The sequence below is a fragment of the Paraburkholderia pallida genome (genome assembly GCF_004524855.1).
Classification (GTDB): domain Bacteria; phylum Pseudomonadota; class Gammaproteobacteria; order Burkholderiales; family Burkholderiaceae; genus Paraburkholderia; species Paraburkholderia oxyphila.
On record NZ_CP038149.1, the window covers coordinates 2,440,960 to 2,464,592 of the forward strand.

Genomic DNA, 23,633 nt, shown 5'->3' on the forward strand with positions numbered 1-23,633 from the left:
TGTTTTCTGCGTTGCGAGCACTCGTAAGTGCTTGAATTCTTTGAGGTGGCTGATGGGACTCGAACCCACGACAACAGGAATCACAATCTTGGACTCGCCCCGCGCAGCATGACTGTCCTTGCCCCGCGGCCCAATCACACCCTTAGAAAACTATTATAAGCCGGTGCGCGTCATAATTGCTCGCGGCCACGGAAGCCCTCGAGAAGGCTAGATGCGACGTTTGCCACCGTGGTCGCGAGCAAGATGCGAAGATGCGAAGAGGCGGGATGAAATGACCCTAATTGATGAGGAAACGAAAGCGGAGCTGCTCACCTTTCTGGTGGTCGGGCATTTGCTTGCGCTTGTGCGCAGTGGCAGCTTCTTGCGTACCGGTCACCTCATCGAGTCGGCGCAGCTCTGGATGAAGTCCAATGGCGCGCAGTGCGACTGGCTGGATCGTGCCAGGCTCGTTGAGGCGTCCCGTGAGGTGGCGAGGCAGGCCTGCGAGCTGGAATACCCCAAGGATGAATCAGACCTCATCAAAATGTTCAACCTTCAAGCCGGGTGGTTCCTCGACTACCGCGCGCCAATCGTTCAAGAGATCCATGCATTGAGCATTGCGCATCTTCGCCAGTAACGATGGGCGCTTGATTTTTGAGAGCGCCGAAGAGAGCGTTTTTCAGGACATAAGGCTCGCCACTTTGGCGGGCCTTTTCTTTGCCCGCTCGCCACCTGTTGCTGTGCTCTCCCCCTGTTCAAAACCCCTATGTAAGTGACTGATTTTATTGGGTCGCATATGTAGGTATTTGCACGCAGATTTAGCTATAAAAACGCGCGTAAGCCTTTGATTATTTGATTTTTATTTCAAAATTTAGGGATCTACCACTTCGACATGCGCCGCCAGAGCGTCACCGTGCACGGCAAGCCTGTCGAACTGTCGGGCACGCAGTATCGGCTCGCCTCGCTGTTCTTCGCGAATGTCGGCCGTGTGCTCTCGCGCGATCATATCTACGCGATGGTGTGGGGCCGCGAGCTGCACACGCTCACGCGCACCATCGACAGCCACGTCTCGCGCCTGCGCGTGCTGCTGGAAATCGAGGAGCACAACGGCTTTCGCCTGCAGCCCGTCTACAAGAGCGGCTACCGGCTACTGCGCCTGCAGGAGGAGTCGATGCCCTTCGAGCGCGAGGCGGCATGACGTTGCGTCATCCCGGGCCTCCCGCGCGTCTCGTGTGACGCCGCGCGCGTCGGCGCATGGTGGCGCGAGGCGCGGCGCAACGGCTCAGGCAACAGGGCAATAAAAACGGCGGCACGCTTTGGCGTGCCGCCGTTTTGCTTTGTCTGGTTCGCGGTCGTGCTGTCCGCGTTCGACGTGCGGCGCCCGCGCGCCCACGCCGGTTTCCACGCCGATATCAGCGCGCGAGGCCGAGCCCCTGCAACACCGCATTGCCTTCCGGTGTCAGGCGGATTTGCGCGGTGCCTGCGGTGGCGTCGCCGGGCACCTGCTCGACGAGGCCCGCTTCCTGCAGCGTGGCGACTTCCGGTTTGGCGTGCGCGTCGATGGGCGCATGCAGCAGCAGCAACAGCGTGGCGAGCTCGTGATGGCTCAGCAGGCGCCGCAGTATCGTGCGCTTTGCGGGCCGGGCCGGTTGCGCCTCGGTTGCTGCCTGTTTTTTCGATCCTGTCCAGCTCACTGGGTACCTCCTGCAGCGTTTCTTCTGGGTGACGCGATGATGCGGACGAAGACTTAAGCGATTCTTAAAACCCTCGGCGAAGATGTGTCGCCGTAATACACGGATTTACGTCTCGTAATCATTCGTAAGCGGACTTGCGCCGACGTGCCGTTCGCACGCGCAAACGGGCGTGGCAGAGCGCCGGGCTCAGGGCGCGCAGGTCTTGCTCGCGCCTTCGATCCACAGATTCGCTGCGTGCCGCTTGCCGGCGTAGAAGCGATAGGTGGTCGTGCCGTTGTCCGCGCGGATCTTGATGACGTTGGAATCGCCGAAGTCGAGCATTTGACCTTGCGGCAACGCCGTGGTTTCGAAGCTCGCGCCGTGCCGGGTGGCTTCGGCCGTCAGGCACGAGACGACATCCTGAACCGACCGGTTGGTCGTGGAATCGATGACGGGCTGGCCAGAATCCGGATTGCCCTGGAACCAGGCGCAGGCGCCGAGGCTGAGCGAAAGGGCGAGGGGCACGGCAAGCTTCTTCATATTTCTCATGGAGTGGGCGGCCGCAAACGGCAAGGAACTGAAGATTATAACGGGGAGCATGCCGCGTGCCGGCGCTGCGTGACATGGGCTGGCGGCCGCCATGTGCGCGACATCCAGGCCGGATACAGTGGAAACACGACTAGTAATACGAGAAGAAATGTACGGTGCCGCACGCATCGGGCGGGCACGGCTGTTGCGGGCAAGCGACTGACGCCGCCGTGATGCGACACCGCTACACACGAATGAACCAGGCGAGATAGACTATCTCAGAGGTGTACTCCGCGATCTGACGCGACGTCAGGGAGAATAACCATGAGCCGCCCGTCGGTCCGTTTTCCTCTTCCTGCCACCCATGCCGGTTCAGTCTGGCGGTGGATCAAGTGGGGTTTGCTCGTCGCGATTCTGGCGGCCATCGCCATCGTGGTGCGCATCGTCCAGATCGAGATCGACACTTCGAGACTGCAGGCGCGCTACCTCTCCGAACTCACGCGTGACATTGGCTTCGCGGTCGAGCCCGGGGCGAGCCACAGCATCCGCTTTCCCACGACGAATGGTCCATACGACGTGCGGCTCGGCTATGCGCAACTGCCGGCGTTCACCGACCGGCTCGAAAAGCGCGGCTTCACGGTCGCGGCGCAGGCCCGCGATTCAGAACGCATGATCTCGCTCGCCGACGACGGCCTTTTCCTCCCCTATGAGGAGAAGGATCAAGCCGGCATCGTGCTGCGCGACGCGACCGGCGTGACGCTGTTCCATACGCGTTATCCGCAGCGCGCCTACGAGAACTTCGATGCCGTGCCGCCGCTCGTGCGCGATTCGCTGCTCTTCATCGAAGACAAGTACCTGCTCGCCGCCGACCAGCCCAACCGCAATCCGGCCATCGACTGGGGGCGCTTCTCCCGCGCACTCGTCGATCAGGGCGCGCGCCTTGTGAACAAGCACCAGCAGACGCCGGGCGGCAGCACGCTCGCCACGCAGATCGAGAAGTTCCGCCACTCCGCGGGCGGGCGCACCGCCACGCCGCCCGAGAAGCTGCGCCAGATTGCGTCGGCCTCGGTGCGCGCCTATCTGGACGGTCCGCAGACGATGCCCGCGCGCCAGCAGATCCTCGTGCACTACCTGAATTCCGTGCCGCTCTCGGCCAAGGCCGGCGTGGGCGAGGTCAACGGCATCGGCGATGGCCTTGTGGCCTGGTACGGGCGCGACTTCCGCGACGTCAACCGCATCCTGCGCGAACCCATTTCGAGCGCGACGCTCGACGAACAGGCGCTCGCGTTCCGCCAGGTGCTGTCGCTGCTGATCGCCCAGCGCGCGCCCTCGTATTTCCTGCAGAAGAACAACGACGCGCTCGCCAAGCTCACGGACAGCTATCTGCGCCTGCTCGGCAGCGGCGGCGTGATCTCGCCCGCGCTGCGCGACGCCGCGCTCGCGACGCAGCTCACGCTCGACCGCTCGAAGCCCGCGCCGCGCGCGCCGGCCTCCTACGCCGAGCGCAAGGCGGTGCTCACGATGCGCACGCAACTGATGCAGGCGCTGGGCCTGAAGACGCTCTACGATCTCGACCGCCTCGATCTCTCGGCCACCTCCACGCTAGACGACGCCGTGCAGCAGGCCGTGGGCGACCGGCTCGCCGATGCCGCAACCAAGGACGGTGCGCGCGCGGCGGGACTCGTGGGCTACGAGATGCTGCAACCCTGGGACGATCCGTCGAAGATCGCGTACAGCTTCACGCTGTTCGAGCGGCGCGGCGGCGAGAACCTCGTGCGCGTGCAGACCGATAGCGTGAACGAGCCGTTCGACATCAACTCGGGCGCGCGCCTGAATCTCGGCTCGACGGCGAAGCTGCGCACGCTCATTTTGTACTTGCAGATCGTGAGCGCGCTGCACGAGAAATACGCCGGCGAGGATGCGAAGACGCTGCGCGCAATGATTCCGCAAGTGGACCCGAGCGACGCCCTCACGCGCTGGGCGCTCGACTATCTCTCGACGACGCCCGACCGGTCGCTGTCGGCGATGCTCGAAGCGGCCGTGCAGCGCAAGTATTCCGCGAGTCCGGGTGAGACTTTCTACACGGGCGGCGGCGCGCAGACCTTCAATAACTTCGAGTCGAGCGACAACGCGCAGATCCTCACCGTGCAGCGTGCGTTCCAGCATTCGGTGAATCTCGTGTTCGTGCGGCTCATGCGCGACATCGTCCACTACGAGATGATCCAGGTCTCGGGCCCGCCCTCGACCTATCTCGACGATCCGGCCGTGCGCAACCACTACCTCACGCAGTTCGCCGACGGCGAGAGCCAGGTCTACATGAAGCGCTTCTACACGCGCTATGCGGGCAAGAGCAACGACGAGGCGCTGCAGGTGCTGCTGCAGCACACGCGCAAGGGCCCGGCACGCATCGCGACGGTGCTGCGCAGCGTGAACCCCAACGGCGACCAGACCTGGTTCAACGCGCTGATGCGCGCGCAACTGAAGAACACCAAGTTCCAGTGGCTCGACGACGAAGACCTCGCCAACTACTACAACAAGTACGCGATCGACAAGTTCAACCTCAACGATCGCGGCTATATCGCGGGCATTCACCCGCTCGAGCTGTGGCTGCTGAACTATCTGCACACGCATCCCGACGCGACGCTCGCCCAGGTCCAGGCGCAAAGCCGCGATGTGCGTCTCTATACCTACAAGTGGCTCTTCAAGACGCGCTATTACGCGACGCAGAACCGGCGCATCCGCCGCATGATCGAGATGAAGGCCTACGCCGAGATCGGCAAGTCGTGGCGCGCGCTCGGCTATCCGTTCGACAACATCACGCCTTCGTATGGCGCGGCGATTGGCGCATCGGGCGACCGGCCTTCGGCGCTCGCGTATCTGATCGGCCTCGTCTCCAGCAATGGCGAGAAGCTGCCGACGCATAGCTTCGAAACGCTCGACTTCGCGCGCGGCACGCCGTACGAAACGCGCTTCGTGCACGCGGCCACGCCGCCGCAGCCGCTGATCTCGCCGCAGATCTCGCAGGTGGTGCGCGAGCTGCTGACTTCGGTGGTGGAAGGCGGCACGGCCAAGCGGCTCGCCGACGGCATGACGCTCCCCGACGGCAAGACGCTGCCGGTCTATGGCAAGACCGGCACGGGCGACCAGCGCTTTAACGTGTATGCGCCGGGCGCGCGCCTCATCGAGTCGCGCAAGGTGAACCGCACCGCGACATTCGTGTTCGTCATCGGCAACCGCTTCTACGGCACGCTCACCGCGTTCGTGCACGAGCCTTATGCGGCACGTTTTTCGTTCACGAGCGCGCTCTCGGTGCAGTTGCTGAAGTCGCTCGCACCGGTGCTGCAGCCTCTGCTGGAGGACAAGGAGGCGCCGGACGGCAAGCTGAAGGCCGGAACCGAATCGCAGGAGATGACGCTGATCGATCAGCAGACGGGCGCCGTGCAACGCGTGAGCTTGCCGCTTGCGCAACTGCGTGCGGCGGCTGGCTGGTCCAGCACCGCGCCGGGGTTTTATTCGGATGCCGAATCAATTCAGGCGAAGACGCACGTGAAGTGAGATCGTATCGTATGGCGGATTTGCCGGGCTGATTGACGCGATGTGCTGGCGTCGTCGAACACTGCAGCGATAGACAAACGCGCCCGTCAAGGGCGCGTTGCTTTTGGGCCCGCTCGAGCGCTCGGGCGCTCGCGCAGGCGAGCGCGCAAACCAGCTTGGCCGGCCGCGCGTCGCTCAGTACGCACCTGGCGGCGGCGGGGGCGGCGATCCGGGCGGCGGAGGCGGCAGATAGCGCGGCTGCGTCTGATAGTACGGCTGCTGCTGTGTCTGCATGCGTCCCGCGACGGGAATGCGGTTGCCGTTGGCGTACATGCACTGCAGATAAGCGTAGTCGTAGCGGCGCTGCACGTCGTAGGCCGAGCCTTGCGCGTTGCCCATGCCGACGGCGCTGCCCGCGAGCAGGCCGGCGCCCGCGCCGATGGCCGCGCCGCTGCCGCCGCCGAACGCCGCGCCCGCCGCGGCGCCCAGCGCCGTGCCGACCACGGCGCTGCCCACGGCGCTATTGGACACGGCCTGGTTGGTCGTGGTGCCGCCCACCTGCTGGAAGGCGAACTGGCGACAGTTGTAGTCGTCGTTGCGGAACTGGTCGAAGGTCTTGCCGGTGCCCGGCAAGGCCATCACGCTCGGCCCGGTCGGAACCACGGCGCACGCGCTCAGAAGGCCCGCAGCGGCGAGCAGCGCGAAATAGGTCGGTTTCATGATTGACTCGATCGATGTCGTCAGATCAGTTCGAAGGTGCCGGTTGGGCGGGCACGGCGCGCCAGCCCGACGAGCATTGCTTCACATAGGGATAGTAGGTCCTCGAGGCGTCGCAGTAGTACCACGTGTCGTCGTTCGGACCGCTGTCGTCGCCGGGCGCCTGGGCTTGCGGCTGGCCCTGCTCGACGTAGTCGGGCGCTTGAGGCGGCGCGACGATCACGGGCGCCGGCGCGTAGTAGTAGGGCGCGGGGGCGACCGGATAGTAATAAGGCGCGCCGAAAGGCACGCCAACACCGATGGCGACGCCCACGCGCGCCGCGTGGGCCGCGCCGCTTGCGCAGGCCAGAGCGGCCAACGCGGCCCCGAGAATCAATTTCGACCTTCTCACAACGATCTCCAGAACGGAATTGGGCCGGGCGCTCGTGCCGGCCTGGCCGTGCACACCCGCGCATTCTGCAACGCTATGACATTGCGAGGTTCAATGCAATTACGCGAACGCCACTGTTTTTTCGAGTTGTTACAACGCAGGCGGCGTGGCGCGGGCGCCGCTGGCGCTGGCGGCGCCCGTTGGCGGCGATCGGCGTGCAAGCGGCCGCTATATGGAACGATTTGCCGGCGATCTCTCGAGCGGCGAGCCTTGGGCGCCTCGGTGGGCGAGAGCGCTGTCTTGTAATACTCGGAGATCGAGCGCCAAACCGCATTTCCCTTCGGCGCAAGAGATCTCGATCAGCTTTCACGCATTTCTATCGATCGCCGGGCGTTCCATGCCCATGGATGCCTGTGCGGCGGCGCGTCTGACGCCGATGCGGTCGGGCTTTCAGCGTGTAAGACGATGACGCGCCGCACGGGCGCAAAAAAACTCGAATAGTCATTTCGATTCGCCGAGCGAGATGCGCGTGCTCAGACCCGCTTAGACTCGCCGGACGCTCCGTGCGAGGCGCGAAGCATCCGCTGACGTCATCGATTTACTAAGGACTACAACATGAAGGGGATTCTGACATTGAGTGTGGCCGCCGCGATAGGACTCGCCGCGGTACCTGCATGGGCGGCATTGGGCGGCGCACCCGCCTTTCCGCAGGCCCAGCGCACGCCCGGTACGCGCGTGATGGCCGCTGCAAGCTCGGTTGCGGTGCCCTGGACCGTCACGACGACCACGCTCGACACCGGCACGGTGATTCACGAATATCTCGACGCTAACGGCACCGTATTCGCCGTTTCCTGGCGCGGACCGCGTGTCGGCTCGCTCGATACGCTGCTGGGCAGCTACTTTCCCAGCTGGCAAAAGGGGCTCGCGGCGGCGCACGCCGCGCGCGGCGGCGGTTACGGGCCGGTTGCCGTGCATCAGGACGACCTTGTCGTCGAAACGGGCGGCCATATGGGTGCGTTGACGGGGCGCGCGTGGCTGCCGAAGGCGCTGCCTCTCGGCATGAGTGCCGATCAGATCCAATAAGAGGGGGACGCGCGATGAACAAGATCATCATGGTTTGCGCGCTCAGCGCCGGTGTGCTGCTGTCGGCCTGCGGCGGCGGAGGTGGAGACGGTACGCCGGGCAACGGTGCGGTGGTGGCGAACGGCGCTTCGGGGGCGTCGGCCCCGTCGAGTGGTGGCGCCTCGGGCGGTGCGAATAACGGGAATTCGGGTTCTGGCGGTTCGGGCTCGGGTAACTCTGGCTCGGGGAACAACTCTGGCTCGGGGAACTCTGGCTCGGGGAACTCTGGCTCGGGCAACTCCGGCTCGGGCAACTCCGGCTCGGGCAACTCCGGCTCGGGCAACTCCGGCTCAGGCAACTCCGGCTCAGGTAACTCCGGCTCGGGCACGTCGGGTTCGGGCAATTCCGGCTCGGGCAATTCCAATTCGGGGAACTCGGGCTCGGGGAATTCCGGCTCGGGCACATCGGGTTCGGGGACTTCCGGCTCAGGCACATCGGACTCCGGCTCCGGTTCCGGCAATTCCGGTACATCGGGTGGCGGCTCCACCGCCGATATCGGCAACACGATCCCCGTACGCGTCTCGTCGGCCACGGCCGTGCGTAATTTCCCGCTCGTGAGCGTCACGGTGTGTCAGCCAGGCAGCAGCGGACAAACCAGTTGCGCGACGATCGACAACGTCCTGCTCGACACCGGCTCGTTTGGCTTGCGCCTTTATGCATCGGCGATTCCTGCCTCGACGCTCGCCGCCCTGCCCGTGCAGACCGATCCCGCCAGCGGCAAGAGCGTGGCGGCCTGCGCCGCGTTCGGCTCGGGCTACACGTGGGGAAGCCTGCGCACCGCAGACGTGAAGCTTTCGCGCGAAGTGGCGGCCGCCGTGCCGATCCAGGTGATGGGCGACGCCGCGATCGTCTCGCCGGTGCCGACCTCGTGCGTCTGGAACACGGCGCTCACCAGCCCGGCCGTGCTGGGCGCGAATGGGATACTCGGCGTAGGCGTCGCACGCTACGACTGCGGTGCCTCGTGTGCGGGCAGCAAGCCGCGCGCGGGCTACTACTACGCCGATAGCGCTCCGGCCACACCGATCTCGATGCCGCTCGTCAATCAGGTCACGAATCCGGTGGCGCTTTTCCCCGTCGACAATAACGGCCTGATCGTGGATATGCCGGCAGTTGTCGCAGGCGGTGCGCCCACGGCGACCGGCACGGTCACGTTCGGCATCGGCACGCAGTCGAACAACCTGTTGGCCGGTACCGGCGCCACCGTGCTCGCAACCGATCGCTGGGGCAACTTCACGGGCAGCGTCGGCAATGGCAGCACGGTGCAGACGTTCATGGATTCGGGCTCGAACACGCTGAGTTTCGAGGACTGGTCGATCGTCCAGGATGGTGTCTGGTATGTGCCCGCCACGCCGCTCAAGCGTACCGTCGCGCTATCTGACGCGAACGGCGTGAATGCCACGACGAACATCGTTATCGGCAATGCGGATGCGCTGTTTTCGACGCTGAACTTCGCGTTCAGCAATCTCGGCTCGTTCCTCGCGCAGACCGTCGATCTGGGCATGCCGTTCTTCTACGGGCGGCGCATCTTTTACGGGATCGATGGCACGTCGTCGGGGGCGGGCGCGACGGGTCCGTATGTCGGCTACGTGTCGAACTAGTTCGCCCGCTCGAATCCAATGAAAAGCGCGCCGCAACGGCGCGCTTTTTTCTTTAAAGACATAACAACACAATATCCGAAATGGCATAAAGAAAATTGCACGGAAAGGGGAAACCTTTCATTCGATTTTCATCGCTTATGCGTTTTAAAAGCACGTATTGCGAGCGCATGACAATTGCTCGATCGGTGCACAAAAAATCCCGCAGAGAAAACGTTTGCATTAGCGAAAACCCCTGGTCAAGCCGTGTCGCGCAAACGCCGATATAACGCAAGTAGGGAAGCCCTATTGCGAGCGGCAGCTTCGGCGCAGCGATTTGCCGTTTTCGATCGGATTCGGTGCAAAAGTCAGACGTTATAAAACACGTCAATAAAACGAATGAGAGAGCGCCTGCAAGCCGCGGGCGGATCGCTGGATGGCGCCGCGAGGCACAGCCGCTGCAACAACAACGGGGGTAAAACGATGGAACATGCGACGCCGGACCGGCAGCTCGAGATGATCGAGCTGAGTGCAGTGAGCGCAGCACTGAACCGCGTGCAGGCCGTGATCGAGTTCGACCTGCAGGGCATCATCCTGCATGCCAACGACAATTTCCTGGCCGTGCTCGGCTATACGCTCGACGAAGTCCGCGGCAAGCATCATCGAATGTTCTGCGATCCTGATTATGTGCAAAGCGAGGCCTATCGCCAGTTCTGGGAACGCCTCGGCCGCGGCGAGTTCGACCGGGGCGAATATCGCCGCATCGGGCGCGGCGGCCGCGAAATCTGGATCAACGCGTCCTACAACCCGGTGCTCGGCGCGGATGGGCGCCCCTACAAAGTCATCAAGTTCGCCACCGACATCACCCAGGCCAAGCAGCAGCATGCCGACTACGAAGGCCGCTTGCGCGCGATCGACAAGGCGCAGGCCGTGATCGAGTTCGATACGAACGGCATCGTGCTGCAGGCGAACCAGAACTTCCTCGACACGCTCGGCTACCGGCTCGAGGAGATCCAGGGCAAGCACCACCGCATGTTCTGCGACGATGCCTACGCGCAGGGCACGGAGTATCGCGAGTTTTGGGCCAAGCTCAATCGCGGCGAGTTCGACTCGGGCCGCTACAAGCGTGTCGGCAAGGGCGGACGCGTGGTGTGGATTCAGGCCACCTATAACCCGATCTTCGACGTGAACGGCCGCCTCTACAAGGTGGTGAAGTTCGCGAACGACGTGAGCGCGCAGGTCGAGCTCGAGGAAAGCGTCAAGCGCCGCGCGGACAGCGATCAGCTCAAGGTCGAAAAGCTGCTAGCGGTCGTGCGCAATGCCGCGTCGGGAGATCTGACCGGTCACGTCGATGTGGCCGGCGACGAGCCCATCGACCAGCTCGCGGCGGGCATCAAAAGCATGATGAGCGACCTTTCGGGCGTGATCGGCAAGGTCGTGGAATCGGCGGGCACGTTCAAGGACTCGTCGAAGGACATCGCGGCGCGCGCGGATACGGTGGCCGGCGGCGCGCAGTTGCTCGGGGCGACCGTCGAGGAAATGAACGCGTCGATCGAAGAGCTGACGGCATCGATCAACTCGATCGCCGACAATTCGCGCGGCGCCGATCAACTGGCCAAGGACACGCAGCAGGAAGCGGAGCGCGGCGCGAAGGCGGTGACGCGCTCGATCGAAGCCATGGAGCTCATCAACCGCTCGTCGGAAGACATTGCCGAGATCATCAAGGTGATCGGCGAGATCGCGAGCCAGACCAATCTGCTCGCGTTCAACGCCGCGATCGAGGCGGCGCGCGCCGGCGAGCACGGGCTCGGCTTCTCGGTGGTCGCCGACGAAGTGCGCAAGCTGGCCGAGCGTTCCTCGCAGGCAACCAAGGAGATTTCGAAGCTCATCAACGAGTCGGTCAAGCGCGTCGCGCAGGGCAGCGAGATCTCGAAGCAGGCGGGCGAGGCGTTCGAGAAAATCGTGGCGGGCGTGGCCCGCACCACCCAGGCGATCTCCGAGATCTCGTGCGGCGCCGACGAGCAGCTCGTGGCTGCACGCGAAGTGAGCGCCGCGATCCAGCAGGTGGCGGAAGAGACCGAGAAGTCGGCGGGCGCCTGCGACACCATCGCCCGTGCAGCCGCATCGCTCAAGGGCGGCGCCGAGGGGCTCGACACCACGGTGGCGCGCTTCGTCGTCTAAACGCTGGGGGGTGGAGTGGATATCGATCAGGATGTCGAACCTTCGGTGCAGCGCGCGCTGTTCGAGCAGGTGCGCCGGCATACCGGCATCGCCATGAACGAGCGCAAGTGGACCATGCTCAAGGGCCGCTTGCGCCGTCGCGTGATGGCGCTCGGTTTGCCGGACTATCGCGACTATCTGCAGGTGCTCGACACGAACGCCGATGAAATCGACGATTTCATCGACCTCGTGACGACCAACGAGACGTCGTTCTTCCGCACCCCGCGCATCTGGGACTATCTCGCGCAGAGCTTCCTGCCGCAGTGGTTCGCGACGCATCCCGGTTCGGCGCTGCGCGTGTGGTCCGCGGCGGCGTCGAGCGGCGAGGAGGCGTGGTCCACGGCGATGCTCTGCGAAGAGTTTCGGGCGCGCGAGGCGGCGTTTCGTTACGCGATCGTCGGCACCGATATCTCGGACGGCATCCTCGCGAACGCGCGCGCCGGCAGCTATCGGGGCCGCAGCATCGAGGGCCTGCGCCAGAGCCATCCCGCGCTGTTGCAGAAGTATTTCCGCAGCGAGGGCGTGCAGGCGGACGTGGGCGAGGCGCTGCGCGCGCACGTCGCGTTCCGCCGCCACAACCTCTATGCGGCGCCGCGCGAGCTGGGGCAGTTCGATCTGGTGCTGTTGCGCAACGTGCTGATCTATTTCGACCTCGAAGGGCAAAAGGCGGTGCTCGCGAACGTGCGCCGCGCGATGCGCCCGAATGCCGTGCTGATCGTGGGCGAGTCGGAATCCCTGAGCCGCGTGACGACGGGGTTCACGTTCGAGCAGCCGCTCATCTACCGCAACGGCCAGCATCGCGAGGAGCGCGACCATGAGCACGCGTGATGTGCAGGTGAGGATGTGCGAGCTCGCGGTCAGCACCCGGGAAGACGCCCGAATCCTGCGCGCCACGCTGGGCTCGTGCGTGGGCATCGGGCTGCTGTGGCGCGCGCGCGGCACGAGCGGGCTCGCGCATTGCCTGTTGCCGGAGCCGGTGGCCAGCGTTCGCGCCGTGCCGGCCGAGCGTCACGGCCAGGAAGCCAAGTACGTGGTCGACGCGCTGCCCGCGCTGATCTCGATGATGGGCGCCCAGGCGGCGCCCGAGGGCGAAATCGAAGCCGTGCTGGCGGGCGGCGCGAACATGATGCATCACCGGACCACGATTCACGAGCCGATCGGCGAACTGAACGTGCGCATGGCGCAGCAACTGCTGGCGCACGCGCGCGTGCGCGTCATCCACACGGATGTGGGCGGCGAGTGCGGGCGGCAACTGACTATCGATTGCGGGCAGCAGGACTACGCGGTGCGCCGCTTTTCGCGCCCGGGGTGAACGGCGCGCCTGGCTCCACTCACGCAGGGTATTCGCCTCCCGTTCGACGCCCATCGTCCCCATTCGCTACGGAGCTTCACGATGAACCATCGTTCGCTGGCCGCCGCCGGCCAGCTCGAGCTGTACGGGTCGTTTCACCTGGCCGGCACGGAGCTCGCACTGCCCGTCGCCGCGCTCCAGGAAGTCGTCAATCATCCCGAGACGCTCACGCCGGTGCCGCTCGCGCCGCCTTATCTGCTCGGCTTGTTCAATCTGCGCGGCACGCTGATTCCCGTGGTCGATCTGCACCAGCTGCTGAATCTGCGCGACGAGGGCACCGCGCTCGCGCGCAAGATCGCGATCGTGGAGACCGCCGGCGTGCGCGTCGGATTGCGCTTCGACGCAACCGGCGAGATTCTGCGTGTGCCGAAGGATCAGGTGATCGCGATCCAGACAGCCGAAGGCAGTGCGCCGGCCGTGATCGGCGCGGTGCTCAAGCTCGACGGCGGCGAGCACGTGCTGCAGGTGCTGTCGGCGGCGGCGCTGCTCGGGCTGCGCGACGTGCCTCATTTCGTCGAACAAGTTGCGCGCACAACCGAACGCAGAGCGCAACAGGGGCAGCGTCGCCAGAATGTTTCGTTCAAGGTGGGCGGCACTGCGCTGGCGCTGCCGATGGGGGCCATCCAGGAGATCATCCGCGTGCCGGCGTTGCAGCACTCGCCGATGGCCGACGAGGTCTGCATCGGCATGCTCAACCTGCGTGGCGCGACGGTGCCGGTGCTCGATTTCGGCACGTTCCTCGGTTTTGCGCGTGCGCCCGATGCGGTGGTCGCCGCGGATGAGCGGCGCATCGTGGTGCTCAACCGCGACGCAGGGTGCTTCGGTCTGCTGGTGGACGAAGTCGCGAGCATCGTCGCGTACCGCGAAGACGAGCTCTTGCCGATGCCTTCCTATGGAGGCGCGCATCGCTCGCTGTTCGCGGGCTATCTCGCCGCGGGCGAATCGACGGGCGTGCTGCTCGTGAACGCCGATGCGCTTTTTGCGAACGAGCGCATCGCGACGCTGGCAACGGGCCATCGCGATCTCTATCGCAAGGCCGTGCAAGCGGGCGATGCCGCCCAAAAGCGCGGTGGCACCCGACAGACCCTCGTGACGTTCCGCATCGGCCAGTTGATCGGCGTGCGCATCGCCGAATTGCGCGAGGTGATCGACTACCGCGACGACATCGTCAAGACGCCGGGCTTGCCCGCCTTCGTGCGCGGCGTGCTGAATCTGCGTGGCGTGATCGTGACCGTCATCGACGTGCGTTCGATGTATGCGATGCCGCCCTACGAGGATCTCGCGCACGCGAAGATCCTGATCGTCGAGCATCGTGGAGAAAAGTACGGACTGCTGGTCGATTCGGTCGAGGATATCGTCACGCTCAATGGCAGCGCCCAGCTGACGATGCCCGCGATGTTCACGCGCGCCGCGGGTACGCAGACGCGCGGCGACATGCGCGAGGCGGTCGAGTTGCCGGGGCAGGGCACCTTGATGCTGCTCGACCCCGTGCCGCTGTGCGAGCGCGTGGCCGAGGAAGCCGCGGCGTTCTGATCGCCGCGAGGGCAGGCAACACGCAAAGGGGGCGAGGGGCGCTCGCTGCGGGCGGTCAGCGTGCGCCGCTAACCCACGCGCGCGCAGCGAGGCCAGGTGCGCCCGTAGCGCTCAAGCTTCGAGCGCCAGCGTCGCGAAGCTGGCGAGCCAGTGCTCGCCCATATAGTCGCCGGCGACGTGCTCGAGCGCCGTGTCCAGATGCGTCTGCGCGGCTTCGCGCAGCGCGAGCGCACGCGCGTCGCCCTCCGGCAGCACACGCGCGAGCGTGCGCTGGCACCACGCGCGGCTCAGGTTCAGGCCGTCGAGATGGGCGATCTTGCCGTCGCTGCGGTCGGTGACCGTGGCGGGCAGGAACAGCGTGGCCGGCTCGCGCGCGGCCAGCGCGGGCAGAAAGCGCCCGAACCACGCGGCGAACGCGTCGGCGCCCAGCACGCGGCTCATCAGCACCGCGACCATGAGCGAGGGCGAGAGGAACTCGTCGCCCGACGGCTCCCACGCCTGGCATCCCGCATCGCCTTCGTGCCAGCGCCGTGCCGTCTCCTCGATCAGGCGCGCGAGCCCATCGCGCGACGTCTGGCGCGCAAAGTCGAGGGCGAGCGTGAGCGCGAACGCGGTGTTGAAGTGCGTGCCCACGCGCAGCGGATAAGTCGCCTTCGGCAGAAATTCCTCGAAACGCTCGACGAACGCCTCGGTGAGCGGCGTCAGCGTGCGCGACCAGCGCTGGGCCTCGGGCGTCTTCATGCCATGCAGTTGCCCAGCGAGCGCAAGCAGCCAGGCCCAGCCGTAGGGCCGCTCGAAGCCGCGGTTGTGCGGCAGGTCGAGGTAGGCGCGCTCGCCGGCCATGTTCGCCTCAGTGAAGTGCTCGTCGATCACGGCGACGATGTGCGGCGCCTCGGGCAAGTCGGGGAAACGCTCGAGCAGATGCGCGACGAGCCAGTAGCCGTGCACGCACGAATGCCAGTCGTAGCTGCCGTAGAACACGGGATGCAGCGCGCGCGGGCCCTGGATGTCCTGCGGGCCGGCCAGCGAATGGGTGAGCCTGTTCGGATATTCGCGCGTCAGGTGAGCGAGTGCGAGTGAGGCAAAGCGGGAGGCGAGCGCAGCAGTGAGCGTGGCGTGCATGGTGGTCTGTGCGGGGCGGCTTGATGGGACGGATGCGAAAGCACCAGCTTAGCGCGAAACCCCCACGGCTTGCCGGCGCGTGGCGCGTGCAAGGCGCGCCATGCGTTGGCGTCTGCGACCCGCGTGACCGGACGCTAATCCTGCGAAGACGACTGCGCCCCCGCCTTGCGCGGCGCGCGTTCGCGCTCGAGCCGGCGCATGGCCTCGCCCACGTCCTGGCTGAATTGCGCGAGCGCGGCCAGCTCGATATTGGGCGGCTGCAGCGCATTCCACAACACGTCGGCGAGTTTCTCTGCTGTGGCGTCGATATCGGTGCGGCGGTTGCCGAGCGTCGCGTCCCAGAGCACGTGCTCCATCGGCCCGAAGATCAGCGAGCGCAACAGGCGCAGCGGCATGTCGTTGCGGATCTGCCCGCATTCCTGGCCGCGCGCGAGCACGCGCATGAGCGGCGCCGTGTAGCGCCGCTGCATTTCCGTGAGCGCCTCGCTGAGCTCGTGATGACGCGTGCGGCCCTCCGAAAGCACCAGCTCGCAGATGCCCGTGCCGCTTTCCAGCATCAGTTGCAAATGCATGCGCACGATGAATGCAAACTGCTGGCGCACGGTGCCGTCGCGCGGCAGGCCCGCCTCGATCGCCTCGATCGATTCGTCATACCAGTCGCCGATCACGCGCGAGCACAACTCGCGCTTGCCGCGAAAGTAGCTGAACACCGTGGCTTCGGAGATGCCCAGCCGCTGCGCGATTTCGGCCGTGGTGGCGCGCGTGTAGCCCTTTTCGGAGAACACCTCACGCCCGGCCTCGAGAATCTCCTTCACGCGCTGCTGGGACTTGCGCCCGGCCGGCTGGCGGCGCGACGCGGGCAGGAAGGAATTGGGGGCGGTAGACATTCTGAGTAAGGTTCAGTTTACGGCGGGATTCGTGTCAATTATGCACGATGTCTCACGCTTTGCAATGCGCTGAGAGAGCTATGAAGTGGAGATTACAAGAAATCTGAGCGTTACTCAAAAATTTCTATTGACGTTAACGTAAATGTGGCGTGAAATGTGTCCCCAAGGGGCAAGTCGCGTTACTCGCGAGAACGCCCGCGCCCTACACAGGAGACACAGGATGAGCAACGTACCCGGTTTGCAGTTCCCGCTTGGCGAAGAAGTCGAAATGCTGCGCGACAGCATCCAGAACTTCGCGGCCAAGGAAATCGCCCCGCGCGCGGGCGAGATCGACCGCACCGACCAGTTCCCGATGGACCTCTGGCGCAAGTTCGGCGACCTGGGTGTGCTTGGCATGACCGTCTCCGAGGAATACGGCGGCGCGAACATGGGCTACACGGCGCACATGGTGGCGATGGAGGAGATCTCGCGCGCCTCGGCTTCGGTCGGCCTGTCGTACGGCGCGCATTCGAACCTGTGCGTGAACCAGATCCACCGCAACGGCACCGAGGCGCAAAAGCGCAAGTACCTGCCCAAGCTCGTTTCGGGCGAGCACGTGGGCGCGCTCGCGATGAGCGAGCCGAACGCCGGCTCCGACGTCGTCAGCATGAAGCTGCGCGCCGATAAAAAGGGCGACAAATACGTGCTCAACGGCACGAAGATGTGGATCACCAACGGCCCGGATTGCGACACGCTGGTGGTCTATGCGAAGTCCGATCTTGAAGCGGGCCCGCGCGGCATTACGGCGTTCATCGTCGAAAAGGGCATGAAGGGCTTCTCGGTGGCGCAAAAGCTCGACAAGCTCGGCATGCGCGGCTCGCATACGGGCGAGCTCGTGTTCCAGGACGTTGAGGTGCCCGAAGAAAATATCCTCGGCCAGCTCAACGGCGGCGTGAAGGTGCTCATGAGCGGCCTCGACTACGAGCGCGCCGTGCTCGCGGGCGGCCCCACCGGCATCATGGCCGCCGTGATGGACGCGGTCGTGCCGTACATTCACGAGCGCAAGCAGTTCGGCCAGGCCATCGGCGAATTCCAGCTCATCCAGGGCAAGGTTGCCGACCTCTATACGACGTTCCAGGCGTGCCGCGCGTATCTCTACGCAGTGGGCCGCCAGCTCGACACGATCGGCACCGATCACGTGCGCCAGGTGCGCAAGGACTGCGCCGGCGTGATTCTCTATACCGCCGAAAAGGCTACGTGGATGGCCGGCGAGGCCATCCAGATCCTCGGCGGCAATGGCTATATCAACGAGTATCCGGTCGGGCGCCTCTGGCGTGACGCGAAGCTCTACGAAATCGGCGCGGGCACGAGCGAGATTCGCCGCATGCTGATCGGTCGCGAGCTGTTCGCGGAAACCGCCTGATTTCGCCATCCTGAGGAAACACGAGATGCCGATCATCGAATCGAAACTCAACCCGCGCTCGGACGACTTCAAGACGAACGCCGCCGCGCTCGAAGCGCTGGTCGCGGACCTGCGCGAGAAGATCCAGAAGCTGTCGCTCGGCGGCGGCGAGGCTGCGCGCGACAAGCACGTCTCGCGCGGCAAGCTGCTGCCGCGCGAGCGCATCGCGCAACTGCTCGACCCGGGCACGCCGTTTCTCGAGCTTTCGCAGCTCGCGGCCTACGGCATGTACAACGACGACGCGCCGGGCGCGGGCATCATCACGGGCATCGGGCGCATCGCGGGCCAGGAGTGCGTGATCGTCTGCAACGACGCGACCGTGAAGGGTGGCACGTACTATCCCGTCACCGTGAAGAAGCACGTGCGTGCGCAGGAAATCGCGCAGGAAAACAACCTGCCCTGCGTCTATCTGGTCGACTCGGGCGGCGCGAACCTGCCGAACCAGGACGACGTCTTCCCCGATCGCGACCACTTCGGCCGCATCTTCTACAACCAGGCGAATCTCTCGTCGCAGGACATCCCGCAGATCGCCGTGGTGATGGGCTCGTGCACGGCCGGCGGCGCCTACGTGCCGGCGATGAGCGACGAGTCGATCATCGTGAAGAACCAGGGCACGATTTTCCTGGGCGGCCCGCCGCTCGTGAAGGCCGCCACCGGTGAAGAAGTGAGCGCCGAAGACCTCGGCGGCGGCGACGTGCATACGCGTCTTTCGGGCGTGGCCGATCACCTCGCGCAAAACGATGCGCATGCGCTTTCCATCGCGCGTTCGATCGTCGGCAATCTCAATCGCACGAAGACGCCGCCCGTCGTGATGCGCGAGCCGCTGCCGCCGCGCTTCGACGCCAAGAGCCTCTACGGCGTGATTCCCGTGGATACGCGCAAGCCCTTCGACGTGCGCGAAGTGATCGCGCGCATCGTCGACGACTCGGCCTTCGATGAATTCAAGGCGCGCTACGGCACCACGCTCGTCACGGGCTTCGCGCACATCTGGGGCCATCCGGTCGGGATCATCGCGAACAACGGCATTCTCTTTTCCGAGTCGGCGCTCAAGGGCTCGCACTTCATCGAGCTGTGCTGCCAGCGCAAGATTCCGCTCGTGTTCCTGCAGAACATCACGGGCTTCATGGTGGGCCGCAAGTACGAGAACGAAGGCATTGCGCGCAACGGCGCGAAGATGGTGACGGCGGTGGCGACGGCGAAGGTGCCGAAGTTCACGGTCATCATCGGCGGCTCGTTCGGCGCAGGCAATTACGGCATGTGCGGCCGCGCGTACTCGCCGCGCTTCCTGTGGATGTGGCCGAACGCGCGCATCTCGGTGATGGGTGGCGAGCAGGCTGCCTCCGTGCTCGCCACGGTGCGCCGCGACGGTATCGAAGGCAAGGGCGGCACGTGGAGTGCGGAAGAGGAAGAGGCATTCAAGCAGCCGATCCGTGACCAGTACGAACTCCAGGGGCATCCGTACTACGCGAGCGCGCGCCTGTGGGACGACGGCGTGATCGATCCGGCCCAGACGCGCGACGTGCTCGGCCTCGGTCTTTCGGCCACGATGAACGCGCCGATCGAAGACACGCGCTTCGGCGTGTTCCGCATGTAAGCGCGGGCGGAGAAGAGAACATGACGATGCAATACGAAACGCTGCTGGTCGAGGTAACGGGCCATGTCGCGACCGTCACGCTCAATCGCCCCGACGTGCGCAACGCGTTCAACGAGACGATGATCGCCGACCTGAACGCGGCCTTCACCGCGCTCGGCGCGCGCGACGACGTGCGCGCCATCGTGCTCGCGGGCAACGGCAAGGCATTCTGCGCGGGCGCGGACCTGAACTGGATGCGCAAGATGGCCGGCTACTCCGACGAAGAGAACCGCGCCGACGCATTGCGCCTCGCGCACATGCTCTCAGCCGTGTATCGCTGCCCGAAGCCCGTGATCGCGCGCGTGCACGGCGACGCCTACGCGGGCGGCATGGGCCTCGTGTGCGCGGCCGATATCGTCGTGGCCGTGGAGACGGTGCACTTCTGCCTCTCCGAGGCACGCCTCGGGCTGATGCCGGCGACCATTGCGCCTTATGTGATCCGCGCGCTCGGCGAGCAGGCTTCGCGCCGCTACTTCGTGACGGCGGAGGCATTCGACTGCGCGACGGCGCTGCGCCTCGGCCTCGTGAGCGAAGCGGTGAGCGCGGCCGAGCTCGACGCCACCGTCGAGCGCATCGCCGATACGCTCTGCGCGAACAGCCCGAACGCGGTGCGCGAGTGCAAGCAGCTCGTGCAGGACATCGCCGGCGAGACCATTGACGACGCGCTGATCGAAGACACGGCCGTGCGGATTGCGCGCATCCGTGCGAGCGAGGAGGGACGCGACGGCGTGTCGTCGTTCCTCGAGAAGCGCACGCCACGCTGGCGTGATCCGGCGTAAATGACAGGCGCACCAGAACGATTGCGAGACTTCCTATGTTCAACAAGATTCTGATCGCCAACCGCGGCGAGATTGCCTGCCGGGTTGCGGCGACTTGCCGACGCCTCGGCATCAAGAGCGTGGCCGTTTATTCGGACGCCGATGCAAATGCCAAACACGTTGCCGCGTGCGACGAGGCCGTGCATATCGGCGAGGCCGGCGCAGCGCAGAGCTACCTGCGCATCGAGCGCATCATCGCTGCCGCGAAGGCGACCGGCGCACAGGCGATTCACCCTGGCTACGGGTTCCTTTCGGAAAACGAAGATTTCGGGCGTGCCTGCGAAGAGGCCGGCATCGTCTTCATCGGACCGCCGGTCGAGGCCATCGCCGCGATGGGCTCGAAGGCCGCAGCCAAGGCGCTCATGCATGCAGCCGCAGTGCCGCTCGTGCCGGGCTACCACGGCGACGACCAGGACTCCGCGCTGCTCCAGCGCGAAGCCGACGCGATGGGCTATCCCGTGCTGCTCAAGGCGAGCGCGGGCGGCGGCGGCAAGGGCATGCGCGTGGTCGAGCGCAGCGAAGACTTCGCGGCGGCGCTTGCCTCGTGCAAGCGCGAGGCCGCGAGCAGCTTCGGCAACGACCGCGTGCTGATCGAGAAATACCTCACGCGCCCGCGCCACGTGGAAGTGCAGGTGTTCGCAGACAAACATGGCGGCGCCGTGTATTTGTTCGACCGCGATTGCTCCGTGCAGCGCCGTCACCAGAAGGTGCTCGAAGAAGCGCCCGCGCCGGGCCTCGATGAGAGCGTGCGGCGCGCAATGGGTGAAGCCGCGGTGGCCGCGGCGCGCGCGGTGAACTACGAGGGCGCGGGCACCGTCGAGTTCATCATGACGGGCGCGGACTTCTACTTCATGGAGATGAACACGCGCCTGCAGGTCGAGCACCCGGTGACGGAAATGGTCACGGGCCTCGATCTCGTCGAATGGCAGTTGCGCGTGGCGGCGGGCGAGCCGCTGCCGCTCGAGCAGTCGCAACTCACGGTGACGGGGCATGCGCTCGAGGCGCGTATCTACGCCGAGAATCCGGCGCGCGGCTTTCTGCCATCGACGGGCACGCTCAAGCATCTGCGCATGCCCGCGGGCGTCGAGTTCAGGATTGGCGATGCGGGCGAGCGCGCGAGCGTGCGTATCGACAGCGGCGTGCGCGAGGGCGACACGATCACGCCGTTCTATGACCCGATGATCGCCAAGCTCATCGTGCACGGCGCGACGCGCGACGATGCGCTCGCGCGCATGCGCCGGGCGCTCGAGGAATGTGAAGTCGTCGGCCCGCATACGAACGTGGAGTTCCTGCACCGGCTCGTGACCTGCGAGCCGTTCGCGAGCGCCGATCTCGACACGGGCCTGATCGAACGTCACAACGACGCGCTGTTCGCACCGCAGAACAAACCGCTGCGCGAGGTGCTCGCGCTGGCTTGCGCGGCGCTGATCGCGCGTGAGGGCGGCTTGGGGCAGGGCGCATCGCCGTGGCAGGCGCTCGCGCATTGGCGGCTCAATGGCGGCTTTGTGCAGACCTTCGAATGGCGCGACGTCGAAAGCGATGCGGCGTACACGACGGCATTCACGCAGGACGGCGGTGCACAGACGTTCGCGTTGGCGGGCGAGGAAGCGCGCTACACGTGGTGGCGCGGCGAAGGCACCGACGAATACGGCGTGACGATAGGCGACAGGCGCGTGACGGGCCGTGTGTTCATCGACGGTGACGTCTTCCACGTGTTCTGCCTGGGCACGGCCATGGTGTTCGAATGGCAGAACCTGCTGGCGCACGCGGCGGACGCGGAGCACGGCGAAGGCCGCCTCACGGCGCCGATGCCGGGCAAGGTGATCGCGGTGCTCGTGGAGCCGGGCACGGTGGTGGAGAAGGGCACGCCGCTGATCGTGATGGAGGCGATGAAGATGGAGCACACCATCGGCGCACCAGCGGCGGGCAAGGTGACTGAGGTGCTTTACGGTGTGGGCGACCAGGTCGCTGATGGTGCCCAACTGCTGATGCTGGAAGCCGAGTGACGATTAGGGAGTGAAGAACTGAGAGTTTCATCCTGGGGCGTTTCGTGAGAGCGAAACGCTTTTTTTTTTACGCTTCTTCCTTCACAGGCGGCGCAAATTGCAACGCCACAGCAATCCGGTTCCACGCATTGATGTTGGCGATGGCGGCAGTCAGAAACGCCAGCTGCGCACCGGGGAACTGCTCTTCCACCTTCCGGTATAACGCGTCGCTCACACCCTCGTGCAGTTTCGATGTAAGCGCTTCCGTATAGGCCAGCGCCGCCTGCTCGCGCTCGGTATAGATCGCGGGCGCCTCATGCCACGCCGCCACCAGATCGAGCTTCGCACGCGGCACATGCTTCTCGCGCGCGATATTCAGGTGGAACTGGATGCAGAACGCGCAGCCATTGATTTGCGACGCGCGGATCTTCAGCAATTCAGTGAGCGGCTTTTCGAGCCCCGACTCGTCGACGGCCTTGCTCATGGCCGTAAGCGCGGTGGCCACCTGCGCGGCGTCGCGCCTGAAAGTTTCGTAGCTGATGCGGGAGGATGGGCTGGACATGACTGGACCTCGCGTTGGTTGGAGGATAATATCAGAGCACGAACATCATATTCGAACTCTGACATCATGCGCAAGACTGCGACATCCATGCTGAAGAACAACAACGGCGAGCGCACCCCAGCCATTCCCGCACCGGGCGAGGGCAAGCGCGGCGAGGCCGGCCATATGGGCTATCTATTGCGCCAGGCGGGCGCGGCGCAGCGCTTGCGCATGGAGCGCGCGCTGGCCGACCTCGCGATCACACCGCCTCAATTCGTAGTGTTGACGATGCTCGCGGCCTATCCCGGCATCTCCGGCGCCGATCTCGCCCGGCTCGCGGTGCTCACGCCGCAAACGGTCAGCGTGATCGTTGCAAACCTCGAGCGTAGCGGCGCGATCGAGCGCCGGCCGCATCCGGTGCACGGACGCATTCAGCAGATCGAGGTGAGCGGCGCAGGCGAGACGCTGCTCAAGCAGTGCCGTGCCCGCGTCAAGAAGCTCGAGGCGCAGATGACCGCAGGCTTCACGCCCGACGAAGAGCAGGTGATTCGCCGCTGGCTGGCGCGCCTGGCGCGCGAAGACGATGCGGTATGAGCGTCGCGCGC

Annotated in this window: 20 protein-coding genes and 1 pseudogene; 14 read left to right on the forward strand and 7 right to left on the reverse strand. The window is 65.3% G+C overall.

What is annotated here, in order from left to right; translation table 11 throughout:
• The first annotated feature begins 271 nt into the window (after positions 1–271).
• Both E1956_RS26055 and E1956_RS26060 read left to right on the forward strand, forming a co-directional pair.
• Positions 272–616, forward strand: a complete 345-nt coding sequence (locus E1956_RS26055; RefSeq protein ID WP_134754200.1) for a hypothetical protein — start codon at positions 272–274, stop codon at positions 614–616.
• Positions 617–847: 231 nt separating this feature from the next.
• Positions 848–1,177, forward strand: a pseudogene (locus E1956_RS26060) (winged helix-turn-helix domain-containing protein); the annotation flags it as partial.
• 214 nt (positions 1,178–1,391) lie between these two features.
• Here E1956_RS26060 and E1956_RS26065 read toward each other — a convergent pair.
• Together E1956_RS26065 and E1956_RS26070 are read right to left on the reverse strand one after the other, a co-directional pair.
• Positions 1,392–1,673 (reverse strand): hypothetical protein, encoded by a 282-nt coding sequence (locus E1956_RS26065; protein WP_134754204.1) that lies wholly within the window; start codon positions 1,671–1,673, stop codon positions 1,392–1,394.
• A 186-nt stretch (positions 1,674–1,859) separates the two neighbouring features.
• Positions 1,860–2,192, reverse strand: coding sequence for a hypothetical protein (locus E1956_RS26070; protein WP_134754206.1), 333 nt, complete (start codon positions 2,190–2,192; stop codon positions 1,860–1,862).
• 312 nt (positions 2,193–2,504) lie between these two features.
• Here E1956_RS26070 and E1956_RS26075 point away from each other — a divergent pair, with 312 nt between their 5' ends.
• Positions 2,505–5,735, forward strand: a complete 3,231-nt coding sequence (locus E1956_RS26075; protein ID WP_134754208.1) for a transglycosylase domain-containing protein — start codon at positions 2,505–2,507, stop codon at positions 5,733–5,735.
• A 174-nt stretch (positions 5,736–5,909) separates the two neighbouring features.
• Here E1956_RS26075 and E1956_RS26080 read toward each other — a convergent pair whose 3' ends face one another.
• Together E1956_RS26080 and E1956_RS26085 are read right to left on the reverse strand one after the other, a co-directional pair.
• Positions 5,910–6,434 (reverse strand): YMGG-like glycine zipper-containing protein, encoded by a 525-nt coding sequence (locus tag E1956_RS26080; RefSeq protein ID WP_134754209.1) that lies wholly within the window; start codon positions 6,432–6,434, stop codon positions 5,910–5,912.
• Positions 6,435–6,459: 25 nt separating this feature from the next.
• The gene (locus tag E1956_RS26085) at positions 6,460–6,822 is read right to left on the reverse strand and encodes a hypothetical protein (protein WP_134754211.1); all 363 of its coding nucleotides are present in this window, start codon (positions 6,820–6,822) and stop codon (positions 6,460–6,462) included.
• Between the two features lie 594 nt (positions 6,823–7,416).
• Here E1956_RS26085 and E1956_RS26090 point away from each other — a divergent pair.
• From E1956_RS26090 to E1956_RS26115, 6 genes are all read left to right on the forward strand, one after another.
• On the forward strand, positions 7,417–7,884 hold the full coding sequence (locus tag E1956_RS26090; RefSeq protein ID WP_134754213.1) for a DUF2844 domain-containing protein: 468 nt from the start codon (positions 7,417–7,419) through the stop codon (positions 7,882–7,884).
• A gap of 14 nt (positions 7,885–7,898) precedes the next feature.
• A complete protein-coding gene (locus tag E1956_RS26095; RefSeq protein ID WP_134754215.1) occupies positions 7,899–9,521 on the forward strand; it encodes a DUF3443 family protein in 1,623 nt (540 codons plus the stop codon).
• A 459-nt stretch (positions 9,522–9,980) separates the two neighbouring features.
• Positions 9,981–11,678 (forward strand): methyl-accepting chemotaxis protein, encoded by a 1,698-nt coding sequence (locus tag E1956_RS26100; protein WP_134754217.1) that lies wholly within the window; start codon positions 9,981–9,983, stop codon positions 11,676–11,678.
• A 15-nt stretch (positions 11,679–11,693) separates the two neighbouring features.
• Positions 11,694–12,545 carry a CheR family methyltransferase gene (locus E1956_RS26105; RefSeq protein WP_134754219.1) on the forward strand — a complete coding sequence of 284 codons (852 nt, stop codon included), beginning with the start codon at positions 11,694–11,696 and terminating at the stop codon, positions 12,543–12,545.
• Complete coding sequence (locus E1956_RS26110; protein WP_134754221.1) at positions 12,532–13,029, forward strand: chemotaxis protein CheD; 498 nt, start codon at positions 12,532–12,534, stop codon at positions 13,027–13,029. Before E1956_RS26105 ends, E1956_RS26110 begins: the two co-directional genes overlap by 14 nt.
• An 81-nt stretch (positions 13,030–13,110) precedes the next feature.
• Positions 13,111–14,601, forward strand: a complete 1,491-nt coding sequence (locus E1956_RS26115; protein ID WP_134754223.1) for a chemotaxis protein CheW — start codon at positions 13,111–13,113, stop codon at positions 14,599–14,601.
• Between the two features lie 111 nt (positions 14,602–14,712).
• Here the strand turns inward: E1956_RS26115 and E1956_RS26120 are convergent, their stop codons facing one another.
• Both E1956_RS26120 and E1956_RS26125 read right to left on the reverse strand, forming a co-directional pair.
• Complete coding sequence (locus E1956_RS26120) at positions 14,713–15,723, reverse strand: DUF2891 domain-containing protein (protein WP_134754225.1); 1,011 nt, start codon at positions 15,721–15,723, stop codon at positions 14,713–14,715.
• Between the two features lie 134 nt (positions 15,724–15,857).
• Complete coding sequence (locus E1956_RS26125; RefSeq protein WP_134754227.1) at positions 15,858–16,610, reverse strand: TetR/AcrR family transcriptional regulator; 753 nt, start codon at positions 16,608–16,610, stop codon at positions 15,858–15,860.
• 220 nt (positions 16,611–16,830) lie between these two features.
• Here E1956_RS26125 and E1956_RS26130 point away from each other — a divergent pair, with 220 nt between their 5' ends.
• From E1956_RS26130 to E1956_RS26145, 4 genes are read left to right on the forward strand one after another with little or no spacing between them, the layout of a single operon-like run.
• A complete protein-coding gene (locus tag E1956_RS26130) occupies positions 16,831–18,012 on the forward strand; it encodes an isovaleryl-CoA dehydrogenase (protein WP_134754229.1) in 1,182 nt (393 codons plus the stop codon).
• A gap of 25 nt (positions 18,013–18,037) precedes the next feature.
• Positions 18,038–19,645 carry a carboxyl transferase domain-containing protein gene (locus E1956_RS26135; RefSeq protein ID WP_134754231.1) on the forward strand — a complete coding sequence of 536 codons (1,608 nt, stop codon included), beginning with the start codon at positions 18,038–18,040 and terminating at the stop codon, positions 19,643–19,645.
• A gap of 26 nt (positions 19,646–19,671) precedes the next feature.
• Positions 19,672–20,463 carry an enoyl-CoA hydratase/isomerase family protein gene (locus tag E1956_RS26140; protein WP_134754906.1) on the forward strand — a complete coding sequence of 264 codons (792 nt, stop codon included), beginning with the start codon at positions 19,672–19,674 and terminating at the stop codon, positions 20,461–20,463.
• 35 nt (positions 20,464–20,498) lie between these two features.
• Complete coding sequence (locus E1956_RS26145; RefSeq protein WP_134754233.1) at positions 20,499–22,508, forward strand: acetyl/propionyl/methylcrotonyl-CoA carboxylase subunit alpha; 2,010 nt, start codon at positions 20,499–20,501, stop codon at positions 22,506–22,508.
• A gap of 67 nt (positions 22,509–22,575) precedes the next feature.
• On the opposite strand, the gene E1956_RS26150 is transcribed toward E1956_RS26145, so the two are convergent.
• A complete protein-coding gene (locus tag E1956_RS26150; protein ID WP_134754235.1) occupies positions 22,576–23,049 on the reverse strand; it encodes a carboxymuconolactone decarboxylase family protein in 474 nt (157 codons plus the stop codon).
• A gap of 66 nt (positions 23,050–23,115) precedes the next feature.
• On the opposite strand from E1956_RS26150, the gene E1956_RS26155 reads away from it, so the two are divergent.
• Positions 23,116–23,622 (forward strand): MarR family winged helix-turn-helix transcriptional regulator, encoded by a 507-nt coding sequence (locus tag E1956_RS26155; RefSeq protein WP_134754237.1) that lies wholly within the window; start codon positions 23,116–23,118, stop codon positions 23,620–23,622.
• The last annotated feature ends 11 nt before the right edge of the window (positions 23,623–23,633 follow it).

Bases quoted from the DNA above. Each gene is read 5' to 3' on its own strand.
- E1956_RS26095 (WP_134754215.1), top strand. From the start codon at position 7,899: ATGAACAAGATCATCATGGTTTGCGCGCTCAGCGCCGGTGTGCTGCTG.
- E1956_RS26130 (WP_134754229.1), top strand. From the start codon at position 16,831: ATGAGCAACGTACCCGGTTTGCAGTTCCCGCTTGGCGAAGAAGTCGAA.
- E1956_RS26145 (WP_134754233.1), top strand. From the start codon at position 20,499: ATGTTCAACAAGATTCTGATCGCCAACCGCGGCGAGATTGCCTGCCGG.
- E1956_RS26110 (WP_134754221.1), top strand. From the start codon at position 12,532: ATGAGCACGCGTGATGTGCAGGTGAGGATGTGCGAGCTCGCGGTCAGC.
- E1956_RS26080 (WP_134754209.1), bottom strand. From the start codon at position 6,434: ATGAAACCGACCTATTTCGCGCTGCTCGCCGCTGCGGGCCTTCTGAGC.
- E1956_RS26055 (WP_134754200.1), top strand. From the start codon at position 272: ATGACCCTAATTGATGAGGAAACGAAAGCGGAGCTGCTCACCTTTCTG.
- E1956_RS26135 (WP_134754231.1), top strand. From the start codon at position 18,038: ATGCCGATCATCGAATCGAAACTCAACCCGCGCTCGGACGACTTCAAG.
- E1956_RS26100 (WP_134754217.1), top strand. From the start codon at position 9,981: ATGGAACATGCGACGCCGGACCGGCAGCTCGAGATGATCGAGCTGAGT.
- E1956_RS26140 (WP_134754906.1), top strand. From the start codon at position 19,672: ATGCAATACGAAACGCTGCTGGTCGAGGTAACGGGCCATGTCGCGACC.
- E1956_RS26070 (WP_134754206.1), bottom strand. From the start codon at position 2,192: ATGAAGAAGCTTGCCGTGCCCCTCGCCCTTTCGCTCAGCCTCGGCGCC.
- E1956_RS26075 (WP_134754208.1), top strand. From the start codon at position 2,505: ATGAGCCGCCCGTCGGTCCGTTTTCCTCTTCCTGCCACCCATGCCGGT.
- E1956_RS26155 (WP_134754237.1), top strand. From the start codon at position 23,116: ATGCGCAAGACTGCGACATCCATGCTGAAGAACAACAACGGCGAGCGC.
- E1956_RS26115 (WP_134754223.1), top strand. From the start codon at position 13,111: ATGAACCATCGTTCGCTGGCCGCCGCCGGCCAGCTCGAGCTGTACGGG.
- E1956_RS26150 (WP_134754235.1), bottom strand. From the start codon at position 23,049: ATGTCCAGCCCATCCTCCCGCATCAGCTACGAAACTTTCAGGCGCGAC.
- E1956_RS26120 (WP_134754225.1), bottom strand. From the start codon at position 15,723: ATGCACGCCACGCTCACTGCTGCGCTCGCCTCCCGCTTTGCCTCACTC.
- E1956_RS26125 (WP_134754227.1), bottom strand. From the start codon at position 16,610: ATGTCTACCGCCCCCAATTCCTTCCTGCCCGCGTCGCGCCGCCAGCCG.
- E1956_RS26090 (WP_134754213.1), top strand. From the start codon at position 7,417: ATGAAGGGGATTCTGACATTGAGTGTGGCCGCCGCGATAGGACTCGCC.